Source organism: Cellulosimicrobium sp. SJTW-1, assembly GCF_047716875.1.
GTDB classification, from domain to species: Bacteria; Actinomycetota; Actinomycetes; order Actinomycetales; family Cellulomonadaceae; genus Cellulosimicrobium; species Cellulosimicrobium funkei.
Genome location: NZ_CP136680.1, coordinates 1085715 through 1105142 on the forward strand (window position 1 = coordinate 1085715; position 19428 = coordinate 1105142).

General features: G+C 75.1%; 20 protein-coding genes and 3 tRNA genes. 14 read left to right on the plus strand and 9 right to left on the minus strand.

What is annotated here, in order from left to right; genetic code table 11:
- Positions 1-51 precede the first annotated feature (51 nt).
- The 4 genes from RSE42_RS04865 to htpX all read left to right on the plus strand — a co-directional run bounded on the left by RSE42_RS04865 (position 52) and on the right by htpX (position 3676).
- Positions 52-324, plus strand: a complete 273-nt coding sequence (locus RSE42_RS04865) for a WXG100 family type VII secretion target (RefSeq protein ID WP_021482523.1) — start codon at positions 52-54, stop codon at positions 322-324.
- A 131-nt stretch (positions 325-455) separates the two neighbouring features.
- The gene (locus RSE42_RS04870) at positions 456-929 is read left to right on the plus strand and encodes an LpqN/LpqT family lipoprotein (RefSeq protein ID WP_415298021.1); all 474 of its coding nucleotides are present in this window, start codon (positions 456-458) and stop codon (positions 927-929) included.
- A gap of 217 nt (positions 930-1146) precedes the next feature.
- Positions 1147-2559, plus strand: coding sequence for an FAD-dependent oxidoreductase (locus RSE42_RS04875; RefSeq protein ID WP_034653179.1), 1413 nt, complete (start codon positions 1147-1149; stop codon positions 2557-2559).
- A gap of 232 nt (positions 2560-2791) precedes the next feature.
- Complete coding sequence (gene htpX, locus RSE42_RS04880; protein ID WP_021483666.1) at positions 2792-3676, plus strand: zinc metalloprotease HtpX; 885 nt, start codon at positions 2792-2794, stop codon at positions 3674-3676.
- A gap of 44 nt (positions 3677-3720) precedes the next feature.
- On the opposite strand, the gene RSE42_RS04885 is transcribed toward htpX, so the two are convergent.
- The 3 genes from RSE42_RS04885 to rarD are packed head-to-tail and all read right to left on the minus strand — an operon-like array spanning position 3721 to position 6308.
- Positions 3721-4713 carry an HAD family hydrolase gene (locus RSE42_RS04885; protein ID WP_415298023.1) on the minus strand — a complete coding sequence of 331 codons (993 nt, stop codon included), beginning with the start codon at positions 4711-4713 and terminating at the stop codon, positions 3721-3723.
- A gap of 6 nt (positions 4714-4719) precedes the next feature.
- The gene (locus tag RSE42_RS04890) at positions 4720-5214 is read right to left on the minus strand and encodes a YajQ family cyclic di-GMP-binding protein (RefSeq protein ID WP_144680650.1); all 495 of its coding nucleotides are present in this window, start codon (positions 5212-5214) and stop codon (positions 4720-4722) included.
- A gap of 56 nt (positions 5215-5270) precedes the next feature.
- Positions 5271-6308 carry an EamA family transporter RarD gene (rarD, locus tag RSE42_RS04895; RefSeq protein WP_081895871.1) on the minus strand — a complete coding sequence of 346 codons (1038 nt, stop codon included), beginning with the start codon at positions 6306-6308 and terminating at the stop codon, positions 5271-5273.
- A gap of 130 nt (positions 6309-6438) precedes the next feature.
- Between rarD and RSE42_RS04900 the strand changes: the two genes are divergently transcribed.
- From RSE42_RS04900 to RSE42_RS04925, 6 genes are all read left to right on the plus strand, one after another.
- A tRNA-Tyr gene (locus RSE42_RS04900) sits at positions 6439-6520 on the plus strand.
- 166 nt (positions 6521-6686) lie between these two features.
- Positions 6687-6759, plus strand: a tRNA-Thr gene (locus RSE42_RS04905).
- A 61-nt stretch (positions 6760-6820) separates the two neighbouring features.
- Positions 6821-6897 (plus strand) — tRNA-Met (locus RSE42_RS04910).
- A gap of 86 nt (positions 6898-6983) precedes the next feature.
- Positions 6984-7154 (plus strand): 50S ribosomal protein L33, encoded by a 171-nt coding sequence (gene rpmG / locus RSE42_RS04915; RefSeq protein WP_021482899.1) that lies wholly within the window; start codon positions 6984-6986, stop codon positions 7152-7154.
- A gap of 28 nt (positions 7155-7182) precedes the next feature.
- The gene (locus RSE42_RS04920; RefSeq protein ID WP_085388415.1) at positions 7183-7641 is read left to right on the plus strand and encodes an FAS1-like dehydratase domain-containing protein; all 459 of its coding nucleotides are present in this window, start codon (positions 7183-7185) and stop codon (positions 7639-7641) included.
- Positions 7638-8072 carry a MaoC family dehydratase gene (locus RSE42_RS04925; RefSeq protein WP_415298025.1) on the plus strand — a complete coding sequence of 145 codons (435 nt, stop codon included), beginning with the start codon at positions 7638-7640 and terminating at the stop codon, positions 8070-8072. The genes RSE42_RS04920 and RSE42_RS04925 overlap by 4 nt, the downstream gene beginning before the upstream one ends.
- A gap of 90 nt (positions 8073-8162) precedes the next feature.
- Here the strand turns inward: RSE42_RS04925 and RSE42_RS04930 are convergent, their stop codons facing one another.
- Together RSE42_RS04930 and RSE42_RS04935 are read right to left on the minus strand one after the other, a co-directional pair.
- Positions 8163-9194 (minus strand): hypothetical protein, encoded by a 1032-nt coding sequence (locus RSE42_RS04930; protein ID WP_415298027.1) that lies wholly within the window; start codon positions 9192-9194, stop codon positions 8163-8165.
- The gene (locus tag RSE42_RS04935) at positions 9191-9805 is read right to left on the minus strand and encodes a SigE family RNA polymerase sigma factor (RefSeq protein WP_415298029.1); all 615 of its coding nucleotides are present in this window, start codon (positions 9803-9805) and stop codon (positions 9191-9193) included. Before RSE42_RS04935 ends, RSE42_RS04930 begins: the two co-directional genes overlap by 4 nt.
- A gap of 161 nt (positions 9806-9966) precedes the next feature.
- On the opposite strand from RSE42_RS04935, the gene RSE42_RS04940 reads away from it, so the two are divergent.
- Positions 9967-11496: a Tat pathway signal sequence domain protein gene (locus RSE42_RS04940; protein WP_415298031.1), complete on the plus strand. Its 1530-nt coding sequence runs from the start codon at positions 9967-9969 to the stop codon at positions 11494-11496.
- Between the two features lie 9 nt (positions 11497-11505).
- On the opposite strand, the gene RSE42_RS04945 is transcribed toward RSE42_RS04940, so the two are convergent.
- Complete coding sequence (locus RSE42_RS04945; RefSeq protein WP_144722345.1) at positions 11506-12648, minus strand: LacI family DNA-binding transcriptional regulator; 1143 nt, start codon at positions 12646-12648, stop codon at positions 11506-11508.
- A 72-nt stretch (positions 12649-12720) separates the two neighbouring features.
- Here RSE42_RS04945 and RSE42_RS04950 point away from each other — a divergent pair, with 72 nt between their 5' ends.
- The 3 genes from RSE42_RS04950 to RSE42_RS04960 all read left to right on the plus strand — a co-directional run bounded on the left by RSE42_RS04950 (position 12721) and on the right by RSE42_RS04960 (position 16915).
- Entirely contained in the window at positions 12721-14325 is a 1605-nt protein-coding gene (locus tag RSE42_RS04950) for an MFS transporter (RefSeq protein WP_391514349.1), read from the plus strand.
- Positions 14322-15635 carry an MFS transporter gene (locus tag RSE42_RS04955; protein ID WP_085388844.1) on the plus strand — a complete coding sequence of 438 codons (1314 nt, stop codon included), beginning with the start codon at positions 14322-14324 and terminating at the stop codon, positions 15633-15635. The genes RSE42_RS04950 and RSE42_RS04955 overlap by 4 nt, the downstream gene beginning before the upstream one ends.
- A 62-nt stretch (positions 15636-15697) precedes the next feature.
- The gene (locus RSE42_RS04960; protein ID WP_415298832.1) at positions 15698-16915 is read left to right on the plus strand and encodes a UDP-N-acetylmuramate dehydrogenase; all 1218 of its coding nucleotides are present in this window, start codon (positions 15698-15700) and stop codon (positions 16913-16915) included.
- 19 nt (positions 16916-16934) lie between these two features.
- Here RSE42_RS04960 and RSE42_RS04965 read toward each other — a convergent pair whose 3' ends face one another.
- From RSE42_RS04965 to RSE42_RS04975, 3 genes are all read right to left on the minus strand, one after another.
- Positions 16935-17915 carry a L,D-transpeptidase family protein gene (locus tag RSE42_RS04965; RefSeq protein ID WP_415298034.1) on the minus strand — a complete coding sequence of 327 codons (981 nt, stop codon included), beginning with the start codon at positions 17913-17915 and terminating at the stop codon, positions 16935-16937.
- A 155-nt stretch (positions 17916-18070) separates the two neighbouring features.
- Positions 18071-18466 (minus strand): GntR family transcriptional regulator, encoded by a 396-nt coding sequence (locus RSE42_RS04970; protein ID WP_085388410.1) that lies wholly within the window; start codon positions 18464-18466, stop codon positions 18071-18073.
- The gene (locus RSE42_RS04975) at positions 18459-19385 is read right to left on the minus strand and encodes a hypothetical protein (protein WP_415298036.1); all 927 of its coding nucleotides are present in this window, start codon (positions 19383-19385) and stop codon (positions 18459-18461) included. Before RSE42_RS04975 ends, RSE42_RS04970 begins: the two co-directional genes overlap by 8 nt.
- Positions 19386-19428 lie beyond the last annotated feature (43 nt).

The following is a 19428-nucleotide window of genomic DNA, read 5'->3' on the forward strand; positions in this document are numbered from 1 at the left end:
ACGGGACGACGTCCACGCAGGGTGGGGGTCGAGACACAGAAGGAGAACACCATGGCTGGTGGCATGTGGGGCGCGAACGTCGAGGAGCTCCGTGGGCTCGGTCAGACGCTGCAGCAGAAGGCGGACGAGATCCGGACGACGATGCAGAACCTGAACTCCCAGATCCAGAGCGTGCCGTGGGAGGGCCCCGACGCCCAGCAGTTCAAGGGCAGCGACTGGCCGGCCGCGCAGACGCAGCTGAACAACGTCGCGCAGACGCTGACGGACGCGGGCCAGAAGGCCACGCAGAACGCGCAGCAGCAGGAGCAGGCTTCGAACAGCTGATCCGGCTGAGCTCCGCCGAGGGCGCGGGACCCCGAGAGGGTCCCGCGCCCTCGGCGTACGCGCGCCCGGGCTCGGGTGCGAGACTGCTGACGCGCCCGGTGGCGCCCACCCCCGACGAGAGGACCTGACGCATGGCCGAGCTGCGCTACCCGAGCGACGACTTCCCCGCGCCCGTGGGGGTGCGCCTGGTCGCGCCGGAGAGGTGGGTCCCGCTCCCGCACGTGGGCCTGCCGCTCGCGCTCGGCCGCGAGGTCGAGCCGGGGGAGTTCAACCCGAACGTCATCGTCACGGTGTCGCGGATCCGGGCGGAGCAGACGCTCGACGACGCGCACGCCGAGGTGCTCCGCAAGCTCCGGCCGATGCCGCGCCTGCGCGAGCTCGACGGCGGCGAGGTGGACGTCGACGGACTGCCGGGGCGCTGGCTGGAGGCGTCGTTCAAGGGGGGCGGGGGCACGGTCCTCGTGCAGGCGGTGCGCACGGTCGTGGTCCCGCGCGGCCCCGTGGCCGACCTCGTGCAGACGACGGGGACGTGCACGCTGACGCAGCACCCGTGGGCCGCGGCGGAGATCCGCGCGGTCCAGGAGAGCCTCCGCGTCGACCGCTGACCCCCGGCGTTACATTCGCCCGGACCGCAAGACGGGGTATCCAGCAGGCGAGACCGGTGTCAGGCTGGTCACGGAGGAGAGGGTCCGAGTGAGGCAACCCTCACCCCAGTCGTACAATCGAGAGGTCTCCTGCGGCCGGTACCCACCGGTCGACGCGGAACGGCCCGTCGGCCGCGCGGGAGAGACCCCCGTCCTCGACCGGAAGGCGCCCTGTCCTGTGAGCAGCATCCGTCCACTGCGCGTCGCGATCGTCGGCGCTGGTCCCGCCGGGATCTACGCCGCGGACATCCTGTCCAAGACCGACCTCGACGTGAGCATCGACCTGTTCGAGCGCCTGCCCGCGCCGTTCGGGCTCGTGCGCTACGGCGTCGCGCCGGACCACCCGCGCATCAAGCAGATCATCGTCGCGCTCCACAAGGTGCTGAGCCGCGGCGACATCCGCCTGCTCGCGAACGTGGACTACGGCGTCGACCTCAAGCTGGACGACCTGCGCCAGTACTACGACGCGGTGATCTTCTCGACCGGCTCGATCCGTGACGCGGCGCTCCCGATCGAGGGCATCGACCTCCCGGGCTCCTACGGCGCGGCGGACTTCGTGTCCTGGTACGACGGCCACCCCGACGTCCCGCGCACGTGGCCGCTCGAGGCCCAGCAGGTCGCGGTCCTCGGTGCCGGCAACGTCGCGCTCGACGTCGCGCGCGTGCTCGCCAAGCACGCGGACGACCTGCTGCCGACCGAGGTCCCGCAGAACGTCTACGAGGCGCTCAAGGCGTCGCCGGTCACCGACGTGCACGTCTTCGCGCGCCGCGGCCCGGCGCAGGCCAAGTTCTCGCCGCTCGAGCTGCGCGAGCTGGGCCACGTCCCGGACGTCGACGTCATCGTCTACCCGGAGGACTTCGAGTTCGACGAGGGCTCGATGGCCGCCATCAGCTCCTCGAACCAGACGAAGCAGGTCGTCAAGACCCTCACCGACTGGACGCTCAAGGACCCGAGCGAGAACACGGCGTCGCGCCGCCTGCACCTGCACTTCCTCCACGCGCCGTCGGCCGTCCTCGGCGACGGCAAGGTCGAGGCGCTGCGGACCGAGCGCACGCGTCTCAACGGCGACGGCACGGTGTCCGGGACGGGCGAGTTCCACGAGTGGCCCGTCCAGGCCGTGTACCGCGCGGTCGGTTACTTCGGCTCGCCGCTCCCGGAGATCCCCTTCGACGAGCTCAAGGGCGTCATCCCCAACCGCGAGGGCCGCGTCGTCGACATCGACGGCGAGCACCTCCCCGGCGTCTACGCGACGGGCTGGATCAAGCGCGGTCCCGTGGGCCTCATCGGGCACACGAAGTCCGACGCGTCCGAGACCGTCCGGCACCTCGTCGAGGACGTCACGGGCGCGGGCGACGGCGGCGACGTCGCGGCGGCCGACCTCACGGCGGGCCGCGTCGCGCCGCTCGGCGAGCCCGAGGCCGTCCTGGACTTCCTGCGCGAGCGCGGCGTCGACCCGATCGAGTGGTCGGGCTGGGAGCTCCTGGACGCGTACGAGCGCTCGCTCGGCGAGCCGCACGGGCGCGAGCGCATCAAGGTCGTGCCGCGCGAGGACATGATCCGCGTCGCGCGCGGCCAGTCGCAGGCCGGCTGACCCGGCCCCGGCCGCACGCCCGACGGCGCCCCACCCGCACCGGGTGGGGCGCCGTCGTCGTCCCAGGCGTGGTCCGGGACCTCCCTCGTCGCGGGTGCCCGACGCCGTCGCCCCGCCCGGGAACGGGACGGTCGCCTCGGGCGTTCATCCAGGTGGGCGTCGGCAGGGTCGGCGCCCGTCGGGCGCCCGGCACACCGCGCGGGCGGGCCCGGGGCGCGGAAGGGAGCACAGCGTGGGGCGTCAGCACTTCAACGGTCTCAAGACGGCAGGCCTGTTCGGCGTCATGTGGGCCATCGTCCTGGGCCTGTGGGCCCTGTTCGGCGCGCGCGCGAACCTGCTGTGGGTGTTCGTCGGCATCGGCCTCGTCACGACGTTCTACGGCTACTGGAACTCCGACAAGATCGCCATCCGCGCGATGCACGCGCGCCCGGTGAGCGAGCTCGAGCAGCCCGCCATGTACCGCATCGTGCGCGAGCTCTCGACCGAGGCGCGCCAGCCGATGCCGCGCCTGTACGTCTCGCCCACCCAGGCGCCCAACGCGTTCGCGACGGGTCGCAACCCGAAGAACGCGGCCGTGTGCTGCACCGAGGGCATCCTGCGCCTGCTCGACGAGCGCGAGCTGCGCGGCGTCCTCGGGCACGAGCTCATGCACGTGTACAACCGCGACATCCTCACGTCGTCGGTCGCGGGCGCGCTCGCCGGGGTCATCACGTCGCTCGCGCAGTTCCTGCTGATCTTCGGCGGGGATCGCGACCGCGGCGGCAACCCGCTCGCGGCGATCGCCATGGTGGTCCTCGCGCCGATCGCGGCGATGCTCGTGCAGCTCGCGATCTCGCGCACGCGCGAGTACGACGCGGACGAGGACGGCGCGAAGCTCACCGGCGACCCCCTCGCGCTCGCGTCCGCGCTGCGCAAGCTCGACGCCGGGACGCAGCGCGCCCCGCTGCCCCAGAACCGCGACCTCGTCGACGTCTCGCACCTCATGATCGCCAACCCGTTCCGCGGCGCGGGCGTCGGCAAGATGTTCGCGACCCACCCGCCGATGGCGGAGCGCATCAAGCGCCTCGAGGCGATGGCCGGCCACGGCCCGGGCTACGGCGGCATCACGTACCACTGACCGGCCCGCACCGGAGTGCAGGGCCTGGAGCGCGGTGGCCGCGCTCAGCGGGCCGTCGTCCTCCTCGGCGCGCCGCGCAGCGCCTCGACGGCGTCGAGCAGGACGCGCGCGACGCCGTCGTGGTCGTTCGAGCCCGTGCGGTCGGTCGCCGCAGCGAGCACGTCGGGGTGCGCGTTCGCGACGGCGAACGAGCGCCCTGCCCAGCGCAGCATGGGCAGGTCGTTGGGCATGTCGCCGAACGCCCAGACGTCGTGCGGTTCGACGCCGAGGCGCGCGCACCAGCGCGCGAGCGCGGCGTCCTTGGTGACCGTCGGGGCGAGCAGCTCGGCGAGCCCTGCCGCGCCGGAGTAGGCGAGGTGGGCGCGGTCCCCGACGGCGTCGCGCACGCGCGCGAAGAACGTCTCCTGCGCCGTCGTCTGCCCGTCCGCGACGACGACCGGCTGCGTCGCGGGGGAGTCCTCGACGGGCACGGCGGGGTCGCGCGCGAGGATCTTGCCGACCGGCTGCCGCGTCGCGCCGCCCGGCTGCCGCGTCGAGCCGCCCGGCGCGGCGCCGGGGTCGAGCGTCGACTCGACCACGGCGACGACGTCGGCATCGTCGTCCGGCGTTGAGCGGAAGCCCGGGTCGAACGTGGGGCCGTCGACGCGCTCGAACGCGAGGGCGATACCCGGGACGGCGGTGCGCAGGTCCGCGACGAGCGCTGCCGCGTGGCCGTCCGCGAACCCGACCACGTCGAGCGGGCTCGCGGTCGCGAGGTCCCAGACGGCGGCCCCGCCGAGGCAGATGACGTGCCCGTGCCCGCCCACGACGTCGGCCAGCGCGCCGAGCCAGCGCGGCGGCCGGGCGGTGACGAACACCACCTCGACGCCCGCGTGCTCGGCCGCGCGCAGGGCGGAGCGGGTGCGCTCCGAGACGGTGCCGTCGGAACGCAGGAGCGTGCCGTCGAGGTCCGTCGCAACGACGCGCGGGAGCCCGCTCGACGACGCGGCGGGACGGCCCGGCGCGACCGGGCGCGGGCCGCCGTCGGGCAGGGTCATGGCGAGCTACCGGTAGTTGACGAACTGCAGCGCGACGTCGAGGTCGGCGCCCTTGAGCAGCGCGATGACGGTCTGGAGGTCGTCGCGCGACTTGCTCGTCACGCGCACCTCGTCGCCCGTGATCTGGGTCTTCACGGCCTTGGGGCCCTCGTCGCGGATGATCTTGGTGATCTTCTTCGCGTTCTCGCTCGACAGGCCCTCCTTGAGGGTCGCGACGAGGCGGTACTCCTTGCCCGACGCCTTGGGCTCCTTGTCGCCCGTGTCGAGGGACTTGAGCGAGATGCCGCGCTTGATGAGCTTGGTCTCGAACACGTCGAGGATCGCGAGCACGCGCTCGGCCGAGTTGGCGACCATGACGATCGTCTCGCCGCTCCAGGCGATGGACGCGCCGACGTTGCGGAAGTCGTAGCGCTGCGAGACCTCCTTGGCGGCCTGGTTCAGCGCGTTGTCGACCTCCTGGCGGTCGACCTTGCTGACGATGTCGAACGACGAGTCGGCCATGGGTGGTCCTCTCTCGGGCCGGGAACGGTGCTGGGTCCCACCGTAGTCGAGCGTGCTCAGCGACGGGCCGCGAGGCGCGTCGCCCGGGCGGTGCGCAGACCGTCGACCGACAGCACGACGAGCGCGAGCCAGACGAGCCCGAAGCCCGCCCACCGCGTGGGCGACATGGGCTCGTGGAACACGAGCAGGCCGAACAGGAACTGCAGCGCCGGGCCCAGGTACTGCAGGAGGCCGACGACGCTCAGCGGCAGCCGCCGGGCGGCCGCGCTGAACAGCAGCAGCGGCAGGGCCGTGACGATCCCGGCGGAGGCGAGCAGCAGCGCGTGCCCGACGCCCTCGGTGCCGAACGTGCCGGCTCCCGTGGCGCCCAGCCACCCGAGGTAGACGAGCGCGACGGGCGTGAGCACCGCCGTCTCGACGGCGAGCCCCGGGAGCGCCTCGACGGTGCGGCCCACCCGGTTCTTCACCAGGCCGTAGAGGCCGAACGAGCCGGCGAGGACGAGCGCGATCCACGGCAGGCCGCCGGCACCGGTGCTGATGACGACGACGGCGGCCGCGCCGACGCCGACCGCGACCCACTGCGCGGGCCGCAGCCGCTCGCGCAGGACGGCCACGGCGAGGAGCACGGTGACGAGCGGGTTGATGAAGTACCCGAGCGCGGCGTCCAGCACGTGGCCGGAGAGGACGCCGTACACGTAGACCGTCCAGTTCGTCACGATGAGGACGGCGGCGACGGCGAGCGTCCCGAGCGTGCGGGGCGACCGGAGGGCGGCGACGAAGCCCCCGAGCTGGCGCGTCGCGGCGAGCAGCACGAGGCAGAAGAGCAGGCTCCACACGACGCGGTGCGCGATGATCTCGAGCGGTGCGGCCGGCTCCAGGAGCGGGAAGTACAGGGGCATCGCGCCCCAGAGGAAGAACGCGCCGGCACCGAGCAGCAGGCCCCAGCGGTCCGTCGGGGCGGGTGCGCCGCGGCCCGTGCCCGACGGCGCGGGTGCCGCGGCGTCGGACGGTGCGGCGGGAACGGACGGGGCGTCCGGGGGCGCGGGCGTCCCGGTGCCGGGGAGGTGGTCCGGCGCGGGGGAGGGGTGGGTCACCGCACCACTGTACGGAGAGGCGCCCACACGCGGATTTCGCACCTGGTCCGCTCGGGCTGTATCGTTGGCTCGCCCGCACGGCAGGGGCTGCACCTGGTGCAGCGACCACCGGCGAGCGACAACTCCACACGGCAGGTTGCCCGAGCGGCCAAAGGGATCTGACTGTAAATCAGACGGCTCAGCCTTCGGGGGTTCGAATCCCTCACCTGCCACCGGAGCGACGGGGCGTCACCCACGGGTGGCGCCCCGTCGTCGTGCCGGTCCGGTGCGTGGGGCGTGCCCCGCGAGCGCGTCGCCGGGCACGGTCCGACGGCCCGGAAACGGCGGAACGACGCCGATTTCTCTCGGCGCCATGTTCCGTGTAGAGTTTTCCGCGCTGCCCCGATAGCTCAGTCGGCAGAGCGTCTCCATGGTAAGGAGAAGGTCAAGGGTTCGATTCCCTTTCGGGGCTCTGTGGTGACGCGGGGTCGTCTTGCTGGAATACTGCAAGGCGACCTCGCGTTCAGTCACGCGGCGGGGTAGCTCAGATGGTTAGAGCGCACGACTCATAATCGTGAGGTCGCGGGTTCGATCCCCGCCTCCGCTACCACTTTCGACAACCTCGCACGGCGGCCGGCGTCGTGCGACCTGCACAGCACATGCGCCCTCCGGAGGCGCGAGAGGTGGCTCACTACCGTGGCAAGCAAGAGCGCTGACGTTCGCCCCAAGATCACGCTGGCCTGCGTGGACTGCAAGGAGCGCAACTACATCACGAAGAAGAACCGTCGCAACGACCCGGACCGCCTGGAGCTCGCGAAGTTCTGCCCGCGCTGCGGCAAGCACACCGCGCACCGCGAGACCCGCTGAGCCTCCGGCTCCGCACCCGCGACCCGCAGTGAGCGTCAACCTGGCCTACGTCGGCCGCGAGTACCCCGCCAACGCGCCGTACTCGGTGGGGCGCGAGAAGCTGCGCGAGTTCGCGGGCGCCGTCGGCGCCACCCACCCCGTGCACCACGACCTCGTGGCGGCGCGGGGTGCTGGCTATCCGGACCTCGTCGCACCTCCGACCTTCGCGGTCGTCGTCGCCCAGCGGGCGGAGGGGCAGCTCATCGAGGACCCGGAGGCGGGCATCGACTTCTCGCGCGTCGTCCACGCGGACGAGCGCTTCACGCACCACCGGCCGATCGTCGCGGGCGACGAGCTCGTGACCGTGCTGCACGTGGACTCGATCGTCGAGCGAGCCGGCCTCGCGATGGTCACCACGCGTTGCGAGATCGCGGCCCTGTCCGACGGCGGCACCGAGCCCGTCGCGACCGTCACCTCGACCCTCGCCGTCCGCGGGGAGGGCGCATGAGCACCGACGTCACCCGTCCCGTCCTCGCCGACCTCTCCGTCGGCGACGTGATCGGCACGCGCACGGTCGAGGTCGACCGCGCCCGCCTCGTGCGGTACGCCGGTGCGAGCGGCGACTTCAACCCCATCCACTGGAACGACGCGTTCGCGGCCGAGGTCGGCCTGCCGGGCGTCATCGCGCACGGCATGTTCACCATGGGTGCCGCCGTCGCGCTGGTGGAGGACTGGGCCGGCGACCCGGGCGCGGTCGTCGACTACCAGACCCGGTTCACGCGCCCCGTGCCCGTGCCGAACCCGGGCGTCGCGACGCTCGAGGTGACGGGCACCGTCGGCGCGGTCGACGCCGAGGCGGGCACCGTCCGCGTCGACCTTACGGTCACGTTCGAGGGTGCGCGCGTGCTCGGCAAGACCCAGGCCGTCGTCCGCCTCTGACCCGCGGTCGCCCTGGGCGACCACGCGCTCCTGACGCCACGAGGGCGCCGCACCCGGCCGGGTGCGGCGCCCTCGTCGTCTCGGGAGGCCTCAGCAGGTCTTCCAGCAGTCGGGGCCGCCGCTCGCCGGGGGCGGCCCGGCGACCTCTCCCTCGTCGAGATACGTGGTGTGCAGCACGACGTGCTGCAGTGCGGCGGCACCGTCGCCGTCCGACCCCGCGGTCGGGGCGTCGGCGGTGGGCTCGGAGCCGGACGTGCTGAGATCGACGTCGAAGGTGAGCTCGAGGAGCCGGTGCTCCGCCGTGTCGTAGACGAGCCGCACGATCCGGTTGCTCTGGTCCTGACCGACCCATTCGAGGCCCTCCCCGGTGCGCCCCTGCGTGTCCTGGACGGCGCCGAGCGGGGTGCTGGCCGTCAGCCCGGTCAGCGTCGCCCAGAGCCCGTCGCGCACAGCAGGCGAGGTGGGGCCGCTGTGCAGCAGGTTCCACGTCTTCTGGGCGAGCGCGTCCTCGTTCACGGTCCCGACCTCCGCTCGGACGCTCTCGCGCAGGAGCGCGTCGAGCTCCGCCGGGTCCGTCGGGAGCGTGTCGAGCTCGTCCCAGCCGAGCCGGAGGTGCTCCCCGTCGATGACGAGCGACCCGAACGTCGAGCCGGGCGAGGGTTCCATGGCGTCGTCCCCCTCGAAGGCTCGGTACGAGTCGCCCTCCGGGTCACGCGCGGTCCAGTACGTGATGCCCTGCGATCGCTCCTCGGTCCGTCCGTCGCTGGTCGTCTCCGTGCTGGTCGTCAGGGTGCGGACGCGCCAGTACGGGCCGTCGGCCGGGCCGTTGCCCTGCGGCCTCCCGTCGGGGACCGGGGCCGCGGCGTCGCCGCCGCTCGCCGGAGCGATCTGCGACGGGTGCGTGGGACTGGGCTCCGACCAGTAGGACGCCGCACCCACCCCGCCGACGACGACCGCGAGCGCGCACAGGCCCGAGACCACGGTGCGGCGCCGTCGTCGTCGGCGGCGGGCCGTCGGGAGCACGCGGTCGGTGTCGACGTCGATGCGGGGGGCGAGGGTGTCGACCCGCGCGCGCAGCGCGCGGACGAACGTCTCGTCGTCGGTCGGAAGGGTGCCGGTCATGGCTGCCTCCTGTCGGTCCGGTCGGTGGGGCGGTGGTGCGGCGCGCCGGCGGTGCCGAGGACGGAGCGGAGCTGTCCGAGCCCGCGGGACGCCGTGGACTTCACGGTGCCGACGGAGACGCCGAGGTCGTCGGCGACCTCCCTCTCGCTCAGCCCGACGAGGTGGCGCAGCACGACGACCTGGCGCTGGCGGGCCGTGAGCGTCGCGAGCGCACGGACGAGGGCGTCCCGCTCGGCGTGCTGGTCGGCCCGGGCGTCGCTCGCCGTCTCGGGGAGGTCGGGCGGAGCGACGAGCACCTCCCGTCGTCGGCGGCGCCACGTGTCGACCCGCAGATTGGCGAGGGTGCGGCGGGCGTACGCGTAGGGATCCCGCTCACGGGCCGTGCGCCACTGCAGGTACGTGCGCGTCAGGGCCTGCTGGACGAGCTCGTCGGCCAGGTGCGCGTCGCCGCACAGCAGCCACGCGGTGCGCGCGAGCCGGGGAGCGGCGCTCGCCATGAAGTCGCTGAACTCCTGCTCGTGCGACGTGACCACCCGGACGACGGGGAGGAGGGCGTCGGGTGGTGGGCTCTCGTCGGGCTGGTCGTCGGCCGAGAGGGCGATCGCGTTCACGGTCATGACTGTCACACGCGCGACGGCTCCCGAAGGTTGAGTCTTCGACGGGCGATGCGGCGCACAGGGTTCGATACGTCTCGCCTCGGCGCACCCCTTTCGCCGTGAGAGCGCTCCCACTATGGTGGGTCGCGCCACTCACGACGTCGAAGGAGACGCTCATGACCCAGCACGGCGGCCGCTCTGGACGGCCCGACCTCACCGCGCACGACCCCGGTCCCGCTCGCGGCGTCGACCGACGCACCGTCCTCGCCCTCGGCGGCGCGCTCGCGCTCGCGGGGCTGACGGCCGCCCCGGCCGCGGCGACGAGCACCGGTCCGCTGCCCGCCGCAGGCGATCTCGGGCGGGGTGCGCCCGGCGTCCCGGCGCGGGGCCGCGCGGCGTCGGTCCAGCGGGCCCACGGCTTCCTCGCCGCGGCGACCGACGCCTACCCGGAGGTGAACCCCGGCCCGCGGCTCGCGCAGTCCTACGCGGACCAGCTCGGGCTGTTCTCCACCGCGTTCGTCTACGACAACGCCCTCGCGATCCTCGCGACGCTCACCGCCGGGCGACGCCACCTCGACCGCGCGCGGGCGCTCGGCGACGGGCTCGTCTTCGCGCTCGAGCACGACCCCGACCACGACGACGGCCGGCTCCGGCAGGCGTACAACGTCGGGCCCTACACGTTCTACGACGGCACGCCGCAGGAGCACGGGCTCGTGCTCCCCGACGGGACGGCGAACGTCGGGTGGCAGTTCGGCTTCCTCGGGACGGCGGTCGGGGACATGGCCTGGCCGGGCATCGCCCTGCTGCACCTGCACGCCGTGACGCGCGAGCGACGCTACCTCGACGCCGCCCGGCGGATCGGCGAGTGGATCGTCGCGAACACGTGGTCGCAGGCACCCCTCGGCGGGTTCTCGTTCGGCGTGGACGGCGGCAACGCCCCGATACCCAACGGCTCGACCGAGCACAACGTCGACTGCGTCGCGTTCTTCCGCCAGCTCGGGTCCGTGACGCGCGACCGGCGCTGGAGCCGTGCCGCCGAGCACGCGCGCGCGTTCGTCGCCCGCATGTGGGAGCCCGACGGCGGCTACCTCTACACCGGCACGAACGACGGCACCGAGATCAACCGGGACCCGCTCCCGCTCGACCCGCAGACGTGGGGGTGGCTCGCGCTGCGCGAGCGGCGCTACGCCCGTGCCCTGGACTGGGCGGACGACGCGCTGGCCGCGCGCGACGTCGCGGGCGAGGGGGTGTCGCAGCTCCCGGCGGGCACGGTCGTCGAGGGCGTGACGTTCTCGAGCGCGAGCCTCACGTCCACGGCCTCGTACAACGACCTGCCGGTGCACCCGCAGGGCGTGTGGCTGGAGGGGACGGCGCAGCTCGCGTCGGCCCTCGCGGACCGCGGGGCGCGCGGGCGGGGGAGTCGCGACGACCGGCGGCGGGGACGCCGGGGCTGCGAGCGGGACGACGACCGGGTCCGCGCCGAGGGCCTGCTGCGGGAGGTCCAGGGCGTGCAGGAGGGCGTCGGCGCCGGTCAGACGATCGGGGGCGCGCCGCTGCCCGAGCGCGCGGGCGTCGTCGCGGCGTCGAGCCTGCTCGACTCGGGGTTCGGGTTCGGGTACTTCCAGGTCCAGCACGTCGGCGCGACGTCGTGGTACCTGCTCGCCGCGGCGCGCGCGAACCCGCTCCAGCCGGGCCGGCTGGGCTGACGCGCGGGCTCAGGTGGTGGGGGCGGGGCCCGTCGTCGTCCCCACCACGAGCTCGACGTCGAGCTCGACCGTGGTGGGCGCCTCGCCCGCGAGCTGGCGGATGACGGCCAGCCCGAGCTCGGCGCCCTTGCGCGCGAGCGGCTGGTGCACGCTCGTCAGCACGTCGGGGGCCAGCCACGGGAGGTCGAGCCCGTCGAACCCCGCGACCGAGACGTCGTCGGGCACGCGCAGCCCGAGCTCGCGCGCGGCGAGCAGCGCGCCCGCCGCGAGGAGGTCGGAGTGGGCGATGACGGCGGTCGGCCGGGTCGCGGGGTCGGCCGGCTCGGTCGTCCCGTCGGCCGCGGTGCGGCCGAGCAGGGCGAGCGTGGCGGACCGGCCGTGCTCGACGAGCGAGGCCTCGGTCTCCCAGCTCGCGACCGGCTCGACGACGTCGCGCACGCCCGCGAGGCGGTTGGCCGTCGGGGTGCGGTCCACCTGCGCGAGCCGCGCGGCGTCGAGCGGTCCGCTGCGGTCGGACGTGTCGAGGGGGAGCGAGACCTCGGCGATGCGCGTGTGCCCGAGCTCGACCAGGTGCCGCACGGCGTCCGCGGTGCCCGCGCGGTCGTGGATGAGGACGAGCGGGGCGCCCTCGACGGGGCGGCCCTCGCCGACGACGACGGGCACGCCGCGCCGCTGGAGCGCGGCGAGCGTCGCGTCGTCCGTGCCGACGCCCCACACGAGCACCGCGACGTCCATGGCCGCGCTCTCGACGAGCGGGTCGACGGCGCGTGCGGGGTCGTCGGACGGGATGCCGGGGATGAGCAGCACGCCGAGGCCGTTCTCGCCCAGGGTCGAGACGAGGCCGTCGAGCACCTGGACGGCGACCGGGTCGCGGAACGCGCGGCGGAGCTGGTCGCCGACGACGACCCCTACGACGCCCGACCGGCCGGAGCGGAGCTGGCGGCCCAGCGGGTTCGGTCCGGTGTACCCGAGCTCCTTCGCGGCGTCGAGCACGCGCGCGCGGGTCTCCGGGGTGATCGGCCCGGCGCCGGAGAACGCGAGCGACGCCGTCGAGACGGAGACCCCCGCGAGCTCGGCGACCTTGGCGAGCGTGGGCCGGTGAGCCGGCGCGGCGGGCGCCGCGGGCTCCCGGTTCCCGGGGGTGTCGCTCATCACGCTCCCTGCCTCCCGCGGGCGCGGGATTCTCGATTGACGCGCGGCCAGCGTACCCGCACACTGGTGACCATGCCTCGAATCGATTCGAAGCGCACTCTCGTCCGTCGGATCGAATCGATTCGAGGAGGTGCTGCGCAGTTCCCGTCCGGCCCCGGGTCCGACGCCCGCGCCCTGGCCAGGGCCCGCTGGGTTCTCCTCGGGGTGTTCGCGCTCAACGGCGTCATGATGTCGAGCTGGCTCGCGCGCCTCCCCTCCGTGCGCGACGCGCTCGGCCTCGGCCCCGCAGACCTGGGCGTCGTGCTCCTCGCGGGCGCCGTCGGGGCGCTCCTCACGGTCACCGCGGCCGGACCCTTCGTCACGCGGTTCGGCGGCCGGGTCGCGTTCGCCGTCTCGGCGGGCCTGTTCGGCCTCGCGTTCCTCCTGCTCGGGCTCGGCCCTGCGACCGGGTCGGTCGCGCTCCTCGCCGCGGGCATCTTCGTCAACGGCATGGCGTTCTCGCTCGGCAACGTGCCGATGAACGTGGAGAGCGCGGGCATCGAGCGGCGCGTCGGGCGCACGATCCTGCCCCAGTTCCACGCCGCGTTCTCCGTCGGCGCCGTCGTGGGCTCGCTGGTCGGCGCGGCGTGCGCGCACGCCGAGGTGCCCGTCGTCGTGCAGTTCGTCGCGACCGGGGTCGTCGCCACGGTGTGGCGGCTCGCCGCGATCCCCGCCACGGTCCACGACACCCTCCCGACGCGGACCCCCGCGCCCGGAACCACGGCGCCGGCCCCGGTCGACGCGCTCGGCGACGCCGTCGTCGACGTCGAGACGGCGGGCCTGCGCGCGCGCCTCGCCCGGCGCGGTGCCCGGCTCGGCGCCGCGCTGTCGGCATGGCGCGAGCCGCGCACGCTGCTCATCGGGCTCGTCATCCTCTCGGCCGCGCTCTCCGAGGGCTCCGCCAACGACTGGCTGTCTCTCGCCGTCGTGGACGGGTTCGCCCAGACCGAGGCCGTCGGCGCGGTCGTCTTCGGCACGTTCGTCGCCGCCATGACCGTGATGCGCCTCGCGGGCACGCGCCTCATCGACCGGTTCGGCCGCGTCACCGTGCTCCGCGCGTCGGGCGTCGCGTCGATCGCCGGTCTCGTGCTCTTCGGGTTCGCGCCGACGCTCCCGCTCGCGGCCGTCGGGGTCGTCCTGTGGGGCTTCGGCGCCGCGCTCGCGGTGCCCGTCGGGATCGCCGCGGCGTCCGACGAGCCCCTGCGGGCCGCGAGCCGCGTCTCGGTCGTGTCGGCGTTCTCCTCGATGGCGTCGCTCGCCGCGCCGCCGCTCCTCGGCCTCGCCGCCGAGGCGATGGGCGCGCGCCACGCGCTCGTCCTCATCGTCGCCGCGATGGTCCTCAGCGTCCTCCTCGCGCGCCAGGTCGCACCCCTGGGCACCGCCGCCGTCCGTGCGGCGCGCCCGGCGCGCGGCACCGACGACGCCGCACCCGTCGCGGTGCAGGATGGTCCGGTGGACGTCCTGACCTCCGGCGCGCACGCCCCGGACGCCGTGGGCGGCCCCGCCCCGGCCGACGGCGCCCGTCGTCGCCGCCCGTGGCGCAGCGTCCGCGCGGGGTCCTCCGCCACCGCCCACCGGGCCGCGTCCCGCCGCCCCCGCACCCGCCCGTCGCACCGCCGCGAGGAGACCTCCGCATGACCACCGCCCGCCCCGACCGCCGCGTCGTCGCCCTCGCCACCTGGTCAGTCTTCGCGGTCTTCTTCCTCAACGGGTTCAACTTCGCGACGTGGGCCTCCCGCCTGCCCGCGGTGCGGGACTCGCTCGGCTTCACCGAGGCGCAGATGGGCCTCCTGCTGCTCTTCATGGCGGTCGGGTCGCTGCTCGCGCTGCCGCTGTCCGGGATGGTCGTCCAGCGGCTCGGTGCCTCGAAGGCCGTGACGGTCTTCGCCGTGACCAACGTCGTCGGTCTCGTCACCGCGGTCACGGGCGTCGCGACGGGGGAGGACGTCGTCGTGCGCGTCGGGCTGTTCCTCGCCGGGATCGGCACCGGCGTGTGGGACGCCGCGATGAACCTCGAGGGCGCCGCCGTCGAGCAGCGGCTCGGCAAGGCGATCATGCCGCGCTTCCACGCCGGGTTCTCGTTCGGCACCATGGCCGGCGCCGGCGTCGGTGCGCTCATGGCCGCGCTCCACGTGCCGGTCCAGGCGCACCTCACGGCCGCCGTCGTGCTGAGCCTCGTCGGCGTCCTGTGGTCCGTGCGGTTCTTCCTCCCCGCGGGCCAGGTGGACCACGCGGTCGCCGACGCCGTCGAGGACGCCGCGGGTGCCGACCCCGCCGCCGCGGCCGGGAGCGGCGCGTCGCACGGCACGGGCAAGGACGCGCGCGGGGCCCTCAGCGCGTGGACCGAGCCGCGCACCCTCCTCATCGGCCTCGTCGTGCTCGCGGCCGCGCTCACCGAGGGCGCCGCGAACGACTGGGTGAGCCTCGCCGTCGTCGACGGGTTCGGCACGTCCGACGCCATGGGCGCCGTCGGCCTCGCCGTGTTCCTCACCGCCATGACCGGGATGCGCCTGCTCGGGACGGGCCTGCTCGACCGCTACGGCCGCGTCGCCGTCCTGCGCCTGGGCGCCGCGCTCGCGCTGCTCGGCCTGCTCGTGTTCACGCTGTCCCCGAACCTCTGGGTCGCGCTCGTCGGCGTCGTCGCGTGGGGCATGGGTGCGGCGCTCGGGTTCCCCGTGGGGATGAGCGCCGCGTCCGACGACCCGGCGCGCGCCGCCGTGCGCGTGAGCGTCGTCGCGACGATCGGGTACTCCGCGTTCTTCATGGGGCCGCCGCTCATCGGCTTCCTCGCCGAGCACGTCGGCTACCGCGGGGCGCTCCTCGTGATCGCCGTGCCCGTCGTCGTCGGCCTGCTCGTCGTCGGCGCGACGCGACCGCTCCCCACGGCCGCCGGTGCCGCGGGCCAGCAGGCCGCCCAGGGCGCGGACCGCGCGGGGCGCGCCGACTGACGGGGAACCCGAACTACGCTGGACGGGTGACCTGCGAACCTGCCGCCCCCGTGGACCGTGACCTGCCCGAGATCGTCGGGACCGCCCCGGGGCTGCGTCCCGAGGCCGTCGGGACGCCGTCGCTCGCCGAGCTGACGACGCTGCGCGTGGGCGGGCCGGCGGACCGGTACGTCGAGGCGCACAGCGAGGCGGAGCTGCTGGAGATCGTCCGGGCCGCCGACGAGGCGGGGGAGCCGCTCCTCGTGATCGGGGGAGGCTCGAACCTGCTCGTGGGCGACGAGGGTTTCGGCGGCGTCGTCGTGCGCGACCTGCGGCGCGGGATCACCGTCGACGCGGAAGACTCGTGCGGGGGCGCGAGCTTCCACGCCCCGGCGGGCCAGGACTGGGACGAGCTCGTGGCGCGCGCGGTCGCGGAGGAGTGGGTCGGGGTCGAGGCGCTGTCGGGCATCCCGGGCACCGTCGGCGCGGCGCCGGTCCAGAACATCGGCGCGTACGGGCAGGACGTCGCGGGCGTGGTCTCGACCGTGCGGGTCTGGGACCGCGCGCGATCGCGCGTGCGCACGCTCGCCCTGGGCGAGCTCGCGTTCGGCTACCGGACGTCGCTGCTCAAGCGCAGCATGCACGTGGACGCCGGCGCCGGGTCCGACGACGACGGCCCCTGGTACCCGTCGCCCCGCTACGTCGTGCTCGACGTGGGCTTCCAGGCGCGGCTCGGGTCGTTGTCGGCGCCGGTCGCGTACCCCGAGCTGGCACGCACGCTCGGGGTCCAGGTCGGGGACCGCGCGCCGAGCGCGGACGTGCGCGCCGCGGTGCTCTCCCTGCGCGCGCGCAAGGGCATGCTGCTCGACGGCGTCGGCCCCGACGTCGACCGCGCGGCGGGGCCCGACCACGACCGCTGGAGCGCCGGGTCGTTCTTCACGAACCCCGTCGTCCCTGCCGAGCAGGCGGACCTGCTCCCGGCCGAGGCCCCGCGGTACCCGGTCCGCACGGCGACCCCGACCCGGACCACCGGCCCGAGCCTCGGCGAGATCGACCCGACGCTCGTGAAGACGTCGGCCGCGTGGCTCATCGAGCACGCGGGCTTCACCAAGGGGTTCGGCGTGCACGGCCCGTCGAGCCTCGCGCGGCTGTCGACGAAGCACACGCTCGCGCTGACGAACCGCGGCGGGGCGAGCGCGGAGGACGTCGTCGAGCTCGCGCGCGCGGTGCGCGACGGCGTCGTCGAGGCGTTCGGCGTCGAGCTCGTGCCGGAGCCGGTGCTCGTCGGCGTCGCGCTCTGACCCGCCCGACGCGCGGGGCTCAGTAGACGAGGACCGTGGTGCCGGGGTCGGCGCGCCAGGTGTCCCAGAGCCAGTTCATCGCCGAGTTCGCGACGCGGACGCACCCGTGCGACGCGGGCCACGGCGGGATCGACCCCGAGCCGTGCACCGCGATCCCGCCGGTGAAGAACTTGGGGCGCCACATGTCGCCGAGCTCGAGGCTGGACGAGTGGTTCCCGTCGACCTGCCGGCCTACCTGGAACGTGCCGCGCGGCGTGCTCGCGCGGTAGGTGCGCCCCTTCGCCTCGTACGACTCGCCGTTCCCGGACGACGCGTTGACCACCGTGACGACGCGACCGTCCTCGACGGCGAGCAGGAGCTGACGGTCGAGGTCGATCTCGACGACCTTGCCCGACCCGCTGCGCGGCTGCGGCGTGACGCCCTCGTCGAGCGCGGCCTGGGTCGCGGGCCCGACGACGCCGTCGCGCGAGAGGCCCGCCGCCTTCTGCAGGGCCCACACGGCCTGCTGGGTGCCGCCGCCGAAGTCGCCGTCGGGCGCGCCGATGAAGTAGCCGAGGTCGGCGAGGCGCTGCTGGAGAGCGACCACCCGCTCGCCGGTCGCCCCGCGCGCGAGCTCGACCGGCTCCGGCGGGGCCTCGGGCGTCGGCTCCGGCGCGGGCTCGGCGGCGGGCGGCGGGGTGCTGGGCTCAGGCGTCTCGGTGGGCGTCGGCTCGGGCTCGGGGGGCTCCGTGGGGGTGGGCTCCGGCGCCGTGGTGGGCGCGGACGGGCTCGGGCTCGTCGGCTCCGGCGAGGTCGGGCTCTCGGAGGCCGACGGCGTCCGCCCAGGCTCCATGTCCGGCAGGCCCGCCTGGCAGCCCGCGAGGGCCAGCGCGGCGGCGAGCGCGGGCACGACGGCGCGCGCGACCGCCCGCCGGACGGGCCCGTGACGGCGCGGTGCCGCCGTCGGTCGCGCGCCGGTCGCGGGTGTGGTCGCGGTCGAGCGGACGGTTCCCTGCTCCACCTGGTCCCCCTTCGTCTGCCGCGGCGTCGCCGCGATGGTCCATCATGCGCCGTCCGCCGCGCCCGGTCGGACGACGGCACCGGTTCTCGGCGGATCGTGACCCGGTCGTGACGCACGGTCCGTGCCGGTGGTCCGTGCCCGGTCGGTGCCGGTGGTCAGTGCGGCGCGCCCCGGTCCGGGCGGTGCGCGTCGAGCAGCGCGCCGCGCAGGACGTCGACGATCGCGTCGTCCGACAGCCCAGCCTCGCGGCCGGTGCGCACGAGCTCGTGCGCGGCGTGGCGCGCGGCGACGTCCGTGGGGGAGACGCCGTCGGCGACGACCGTCCCGGCCCGGCGACGCGTCGTGACGACCCCGGCCGCCTCGAGCTCCCGGTACGCGCGGGCCACCGTCCCGGGGGCGAGACCGAGGTCGGTCGCGAGCGCGCGGATCGTGGGGAGGCGGTCCCCGACGCGCAGCCGCCCGGCCGCGACGTGCGCGACGACCTGGCTCCGGATCTGCTCGTACGGGGCGAGGCCGGTGCGCAGGTCGATCTCGACGCGCAGCTCACCCATCGCGACGCCCGTGCCCCGCGGACGCCGGGGCGGCGACCTCAGCGTCGGGGTCGGGGGCGGGACGCACGCCGACGGCGACCGCCACGAGGGCGATCCCGACGGCGACGATCACGAGCACGACCGCTCCGGGGTAGCCCGCCCGGGCGGCGGCGTTCGCGCCGTAGGCGAGCGTGCCGGCCGCGGTGAGTCCGAGCGCGAGCTGGGTGCCGCGCAGGACGCGGTGCGCGGACGCGCGACGCAGCGCGAGGTCCCACCCGGGCTCGACGCGCGGGACGGCGGGGCGGCGCGCGACCAGCCGGAGCACGCCCTCCGCGCCGGCCACGAGCAGCACGGCGCCGGCCGCGAGCCAGGCGCCGTAGAACCACCCGGGATAGGGGCTGGTCGTCGACGTGACGTCGCCCAGCACGCGCGTCACGGACCGCCCGTCCGCCCCGGCGGTGAGGCCGCCGACCGCGGTGAGCACGAGCACGAGGGCACCGAGGGCCCAGGTGAGGCGGCGCAGGCCGCGCGGCGCGACGTCGGACACCGTGCGCGGGCGCAGCGTGGCCGCCCGGACCGCCGTGCGCTGGCGCGGCCAGGTGCGCTCGCCGACGGCGTGCGCCCCGAGGAACGCCAGGCCGACGAGCGCGGGGGAGAGCCCCACGAGCACGCCCTCCGCGAGGCCGCCGACGGCGGTCGTCACGGCCTGCACGAGGACGGCGCCCACGAGCGCGGCGGCGGTCGCCGCGGCGACGCTGACGGTCGTCGCGTGCCGTCGGGCGGCGCGGCGCACCGGGTCCCCGTCCGCGAGCCCGTGCAGGGCGGGCGCCGGCTCGCGCGTCAGCGCGCGCACGACGAGCACCACGAGGGCGCCGACGCCCGCGAGTACGGCGAGGGCGACGACGCTCCACAGCAGGTCGTACGCGGCGGGGAGGAACATGTTGACCCCGCCCGGCTCCTCGGAGACGCTTTGTATCAACACA

Bases quoted from the DNA above. Each gene is read 5' to 3' on its own strand.
- RSE42_RS04975 (WP_415298036.1), bottom strand. From the start codon at position 19,385: ATGTTCCTCCCCGCCGCGTACGACCTGCTGTGGAGCGTCGTCGCCCTC.
- RSE42_RS04945 (WP_144722345.1), bottom strand. From the start codon at position 12,648: ATGAGCGACACCCCCGGGAACCGGGAGCCCGCGGCGCCCGCCGCGCCG.
- RSE42_RS04970 (WP_085388410.1), bottom strand. From the start codon at position 18,466: ATGGGTGAGCTGCGCGTCGAGATCGACCTGCGCACCGGCCTCGCCCCG.
- RSE42_RS04930 (WP_415298027.1), bottom strand. From the start codon at position 9,194: ATGACCGGCACCCTTCCGACCGACGACGAGACGTTCGTCCGCGCGCTG.
- RSE42_RS04925 (WP_415298025.1), top strand. From the start codon at position 7,638: ATGAGCACCGACGTCACCCGTCCCGTCCTCGCCGACCTCTCCGTCGGC.
- RSE42_RS04950 (WP_391514349.1), top strand. From the start codon at position 12,721: ATGCCTCGAATCGATTCGAAGCGCACTCTCGTCCGTCGGATCGAATCG.
- RSE42_RS04940 (WP_415298031.1), top strand. From the start codon at position 9,967: ATGACCCAGCACGGCGGCCGCTCTGGACGGCCCGACCTCACCGCGCAC.
- RSE42_RS04870 (WP_415298021.1), top strand. From the start codon at position 456: ATGGCCGAGCTGCGCTACCCGAGCGACGACTTCCCCGCGCCCGTGGGG.
- RSE42_RS04890 (WP_144680650.1), bottom strand. From the start codon at position 5,214: ATGGCCGACTCGTCGTTCGACATCGTCAGCAAGGTCGACCGCCAGGAG.
- RSE42_RS04865 (WP_021482523.1), top strand. From the start codon at position 52: ATGGCTGGTGGCATGTGGGGCGCGAACGTCGAGGAGCTCCGTGGGCTC.
- RSE42_RS04885 (WP_415298023.1), bottom strand. From the start codon at position 4,713: ATGACCCTGCCCGACGGCGGCCCGCGCCCGGTCGCGCCGGGCCGTCCC.
- RSE42_RS04955 (WP_085388844.1), top strand. From the start codon at position 14,322: ATGACCACCGCCCGCCCCGACCGCCGCGTCGTCGCCCTCGCCACCTGG.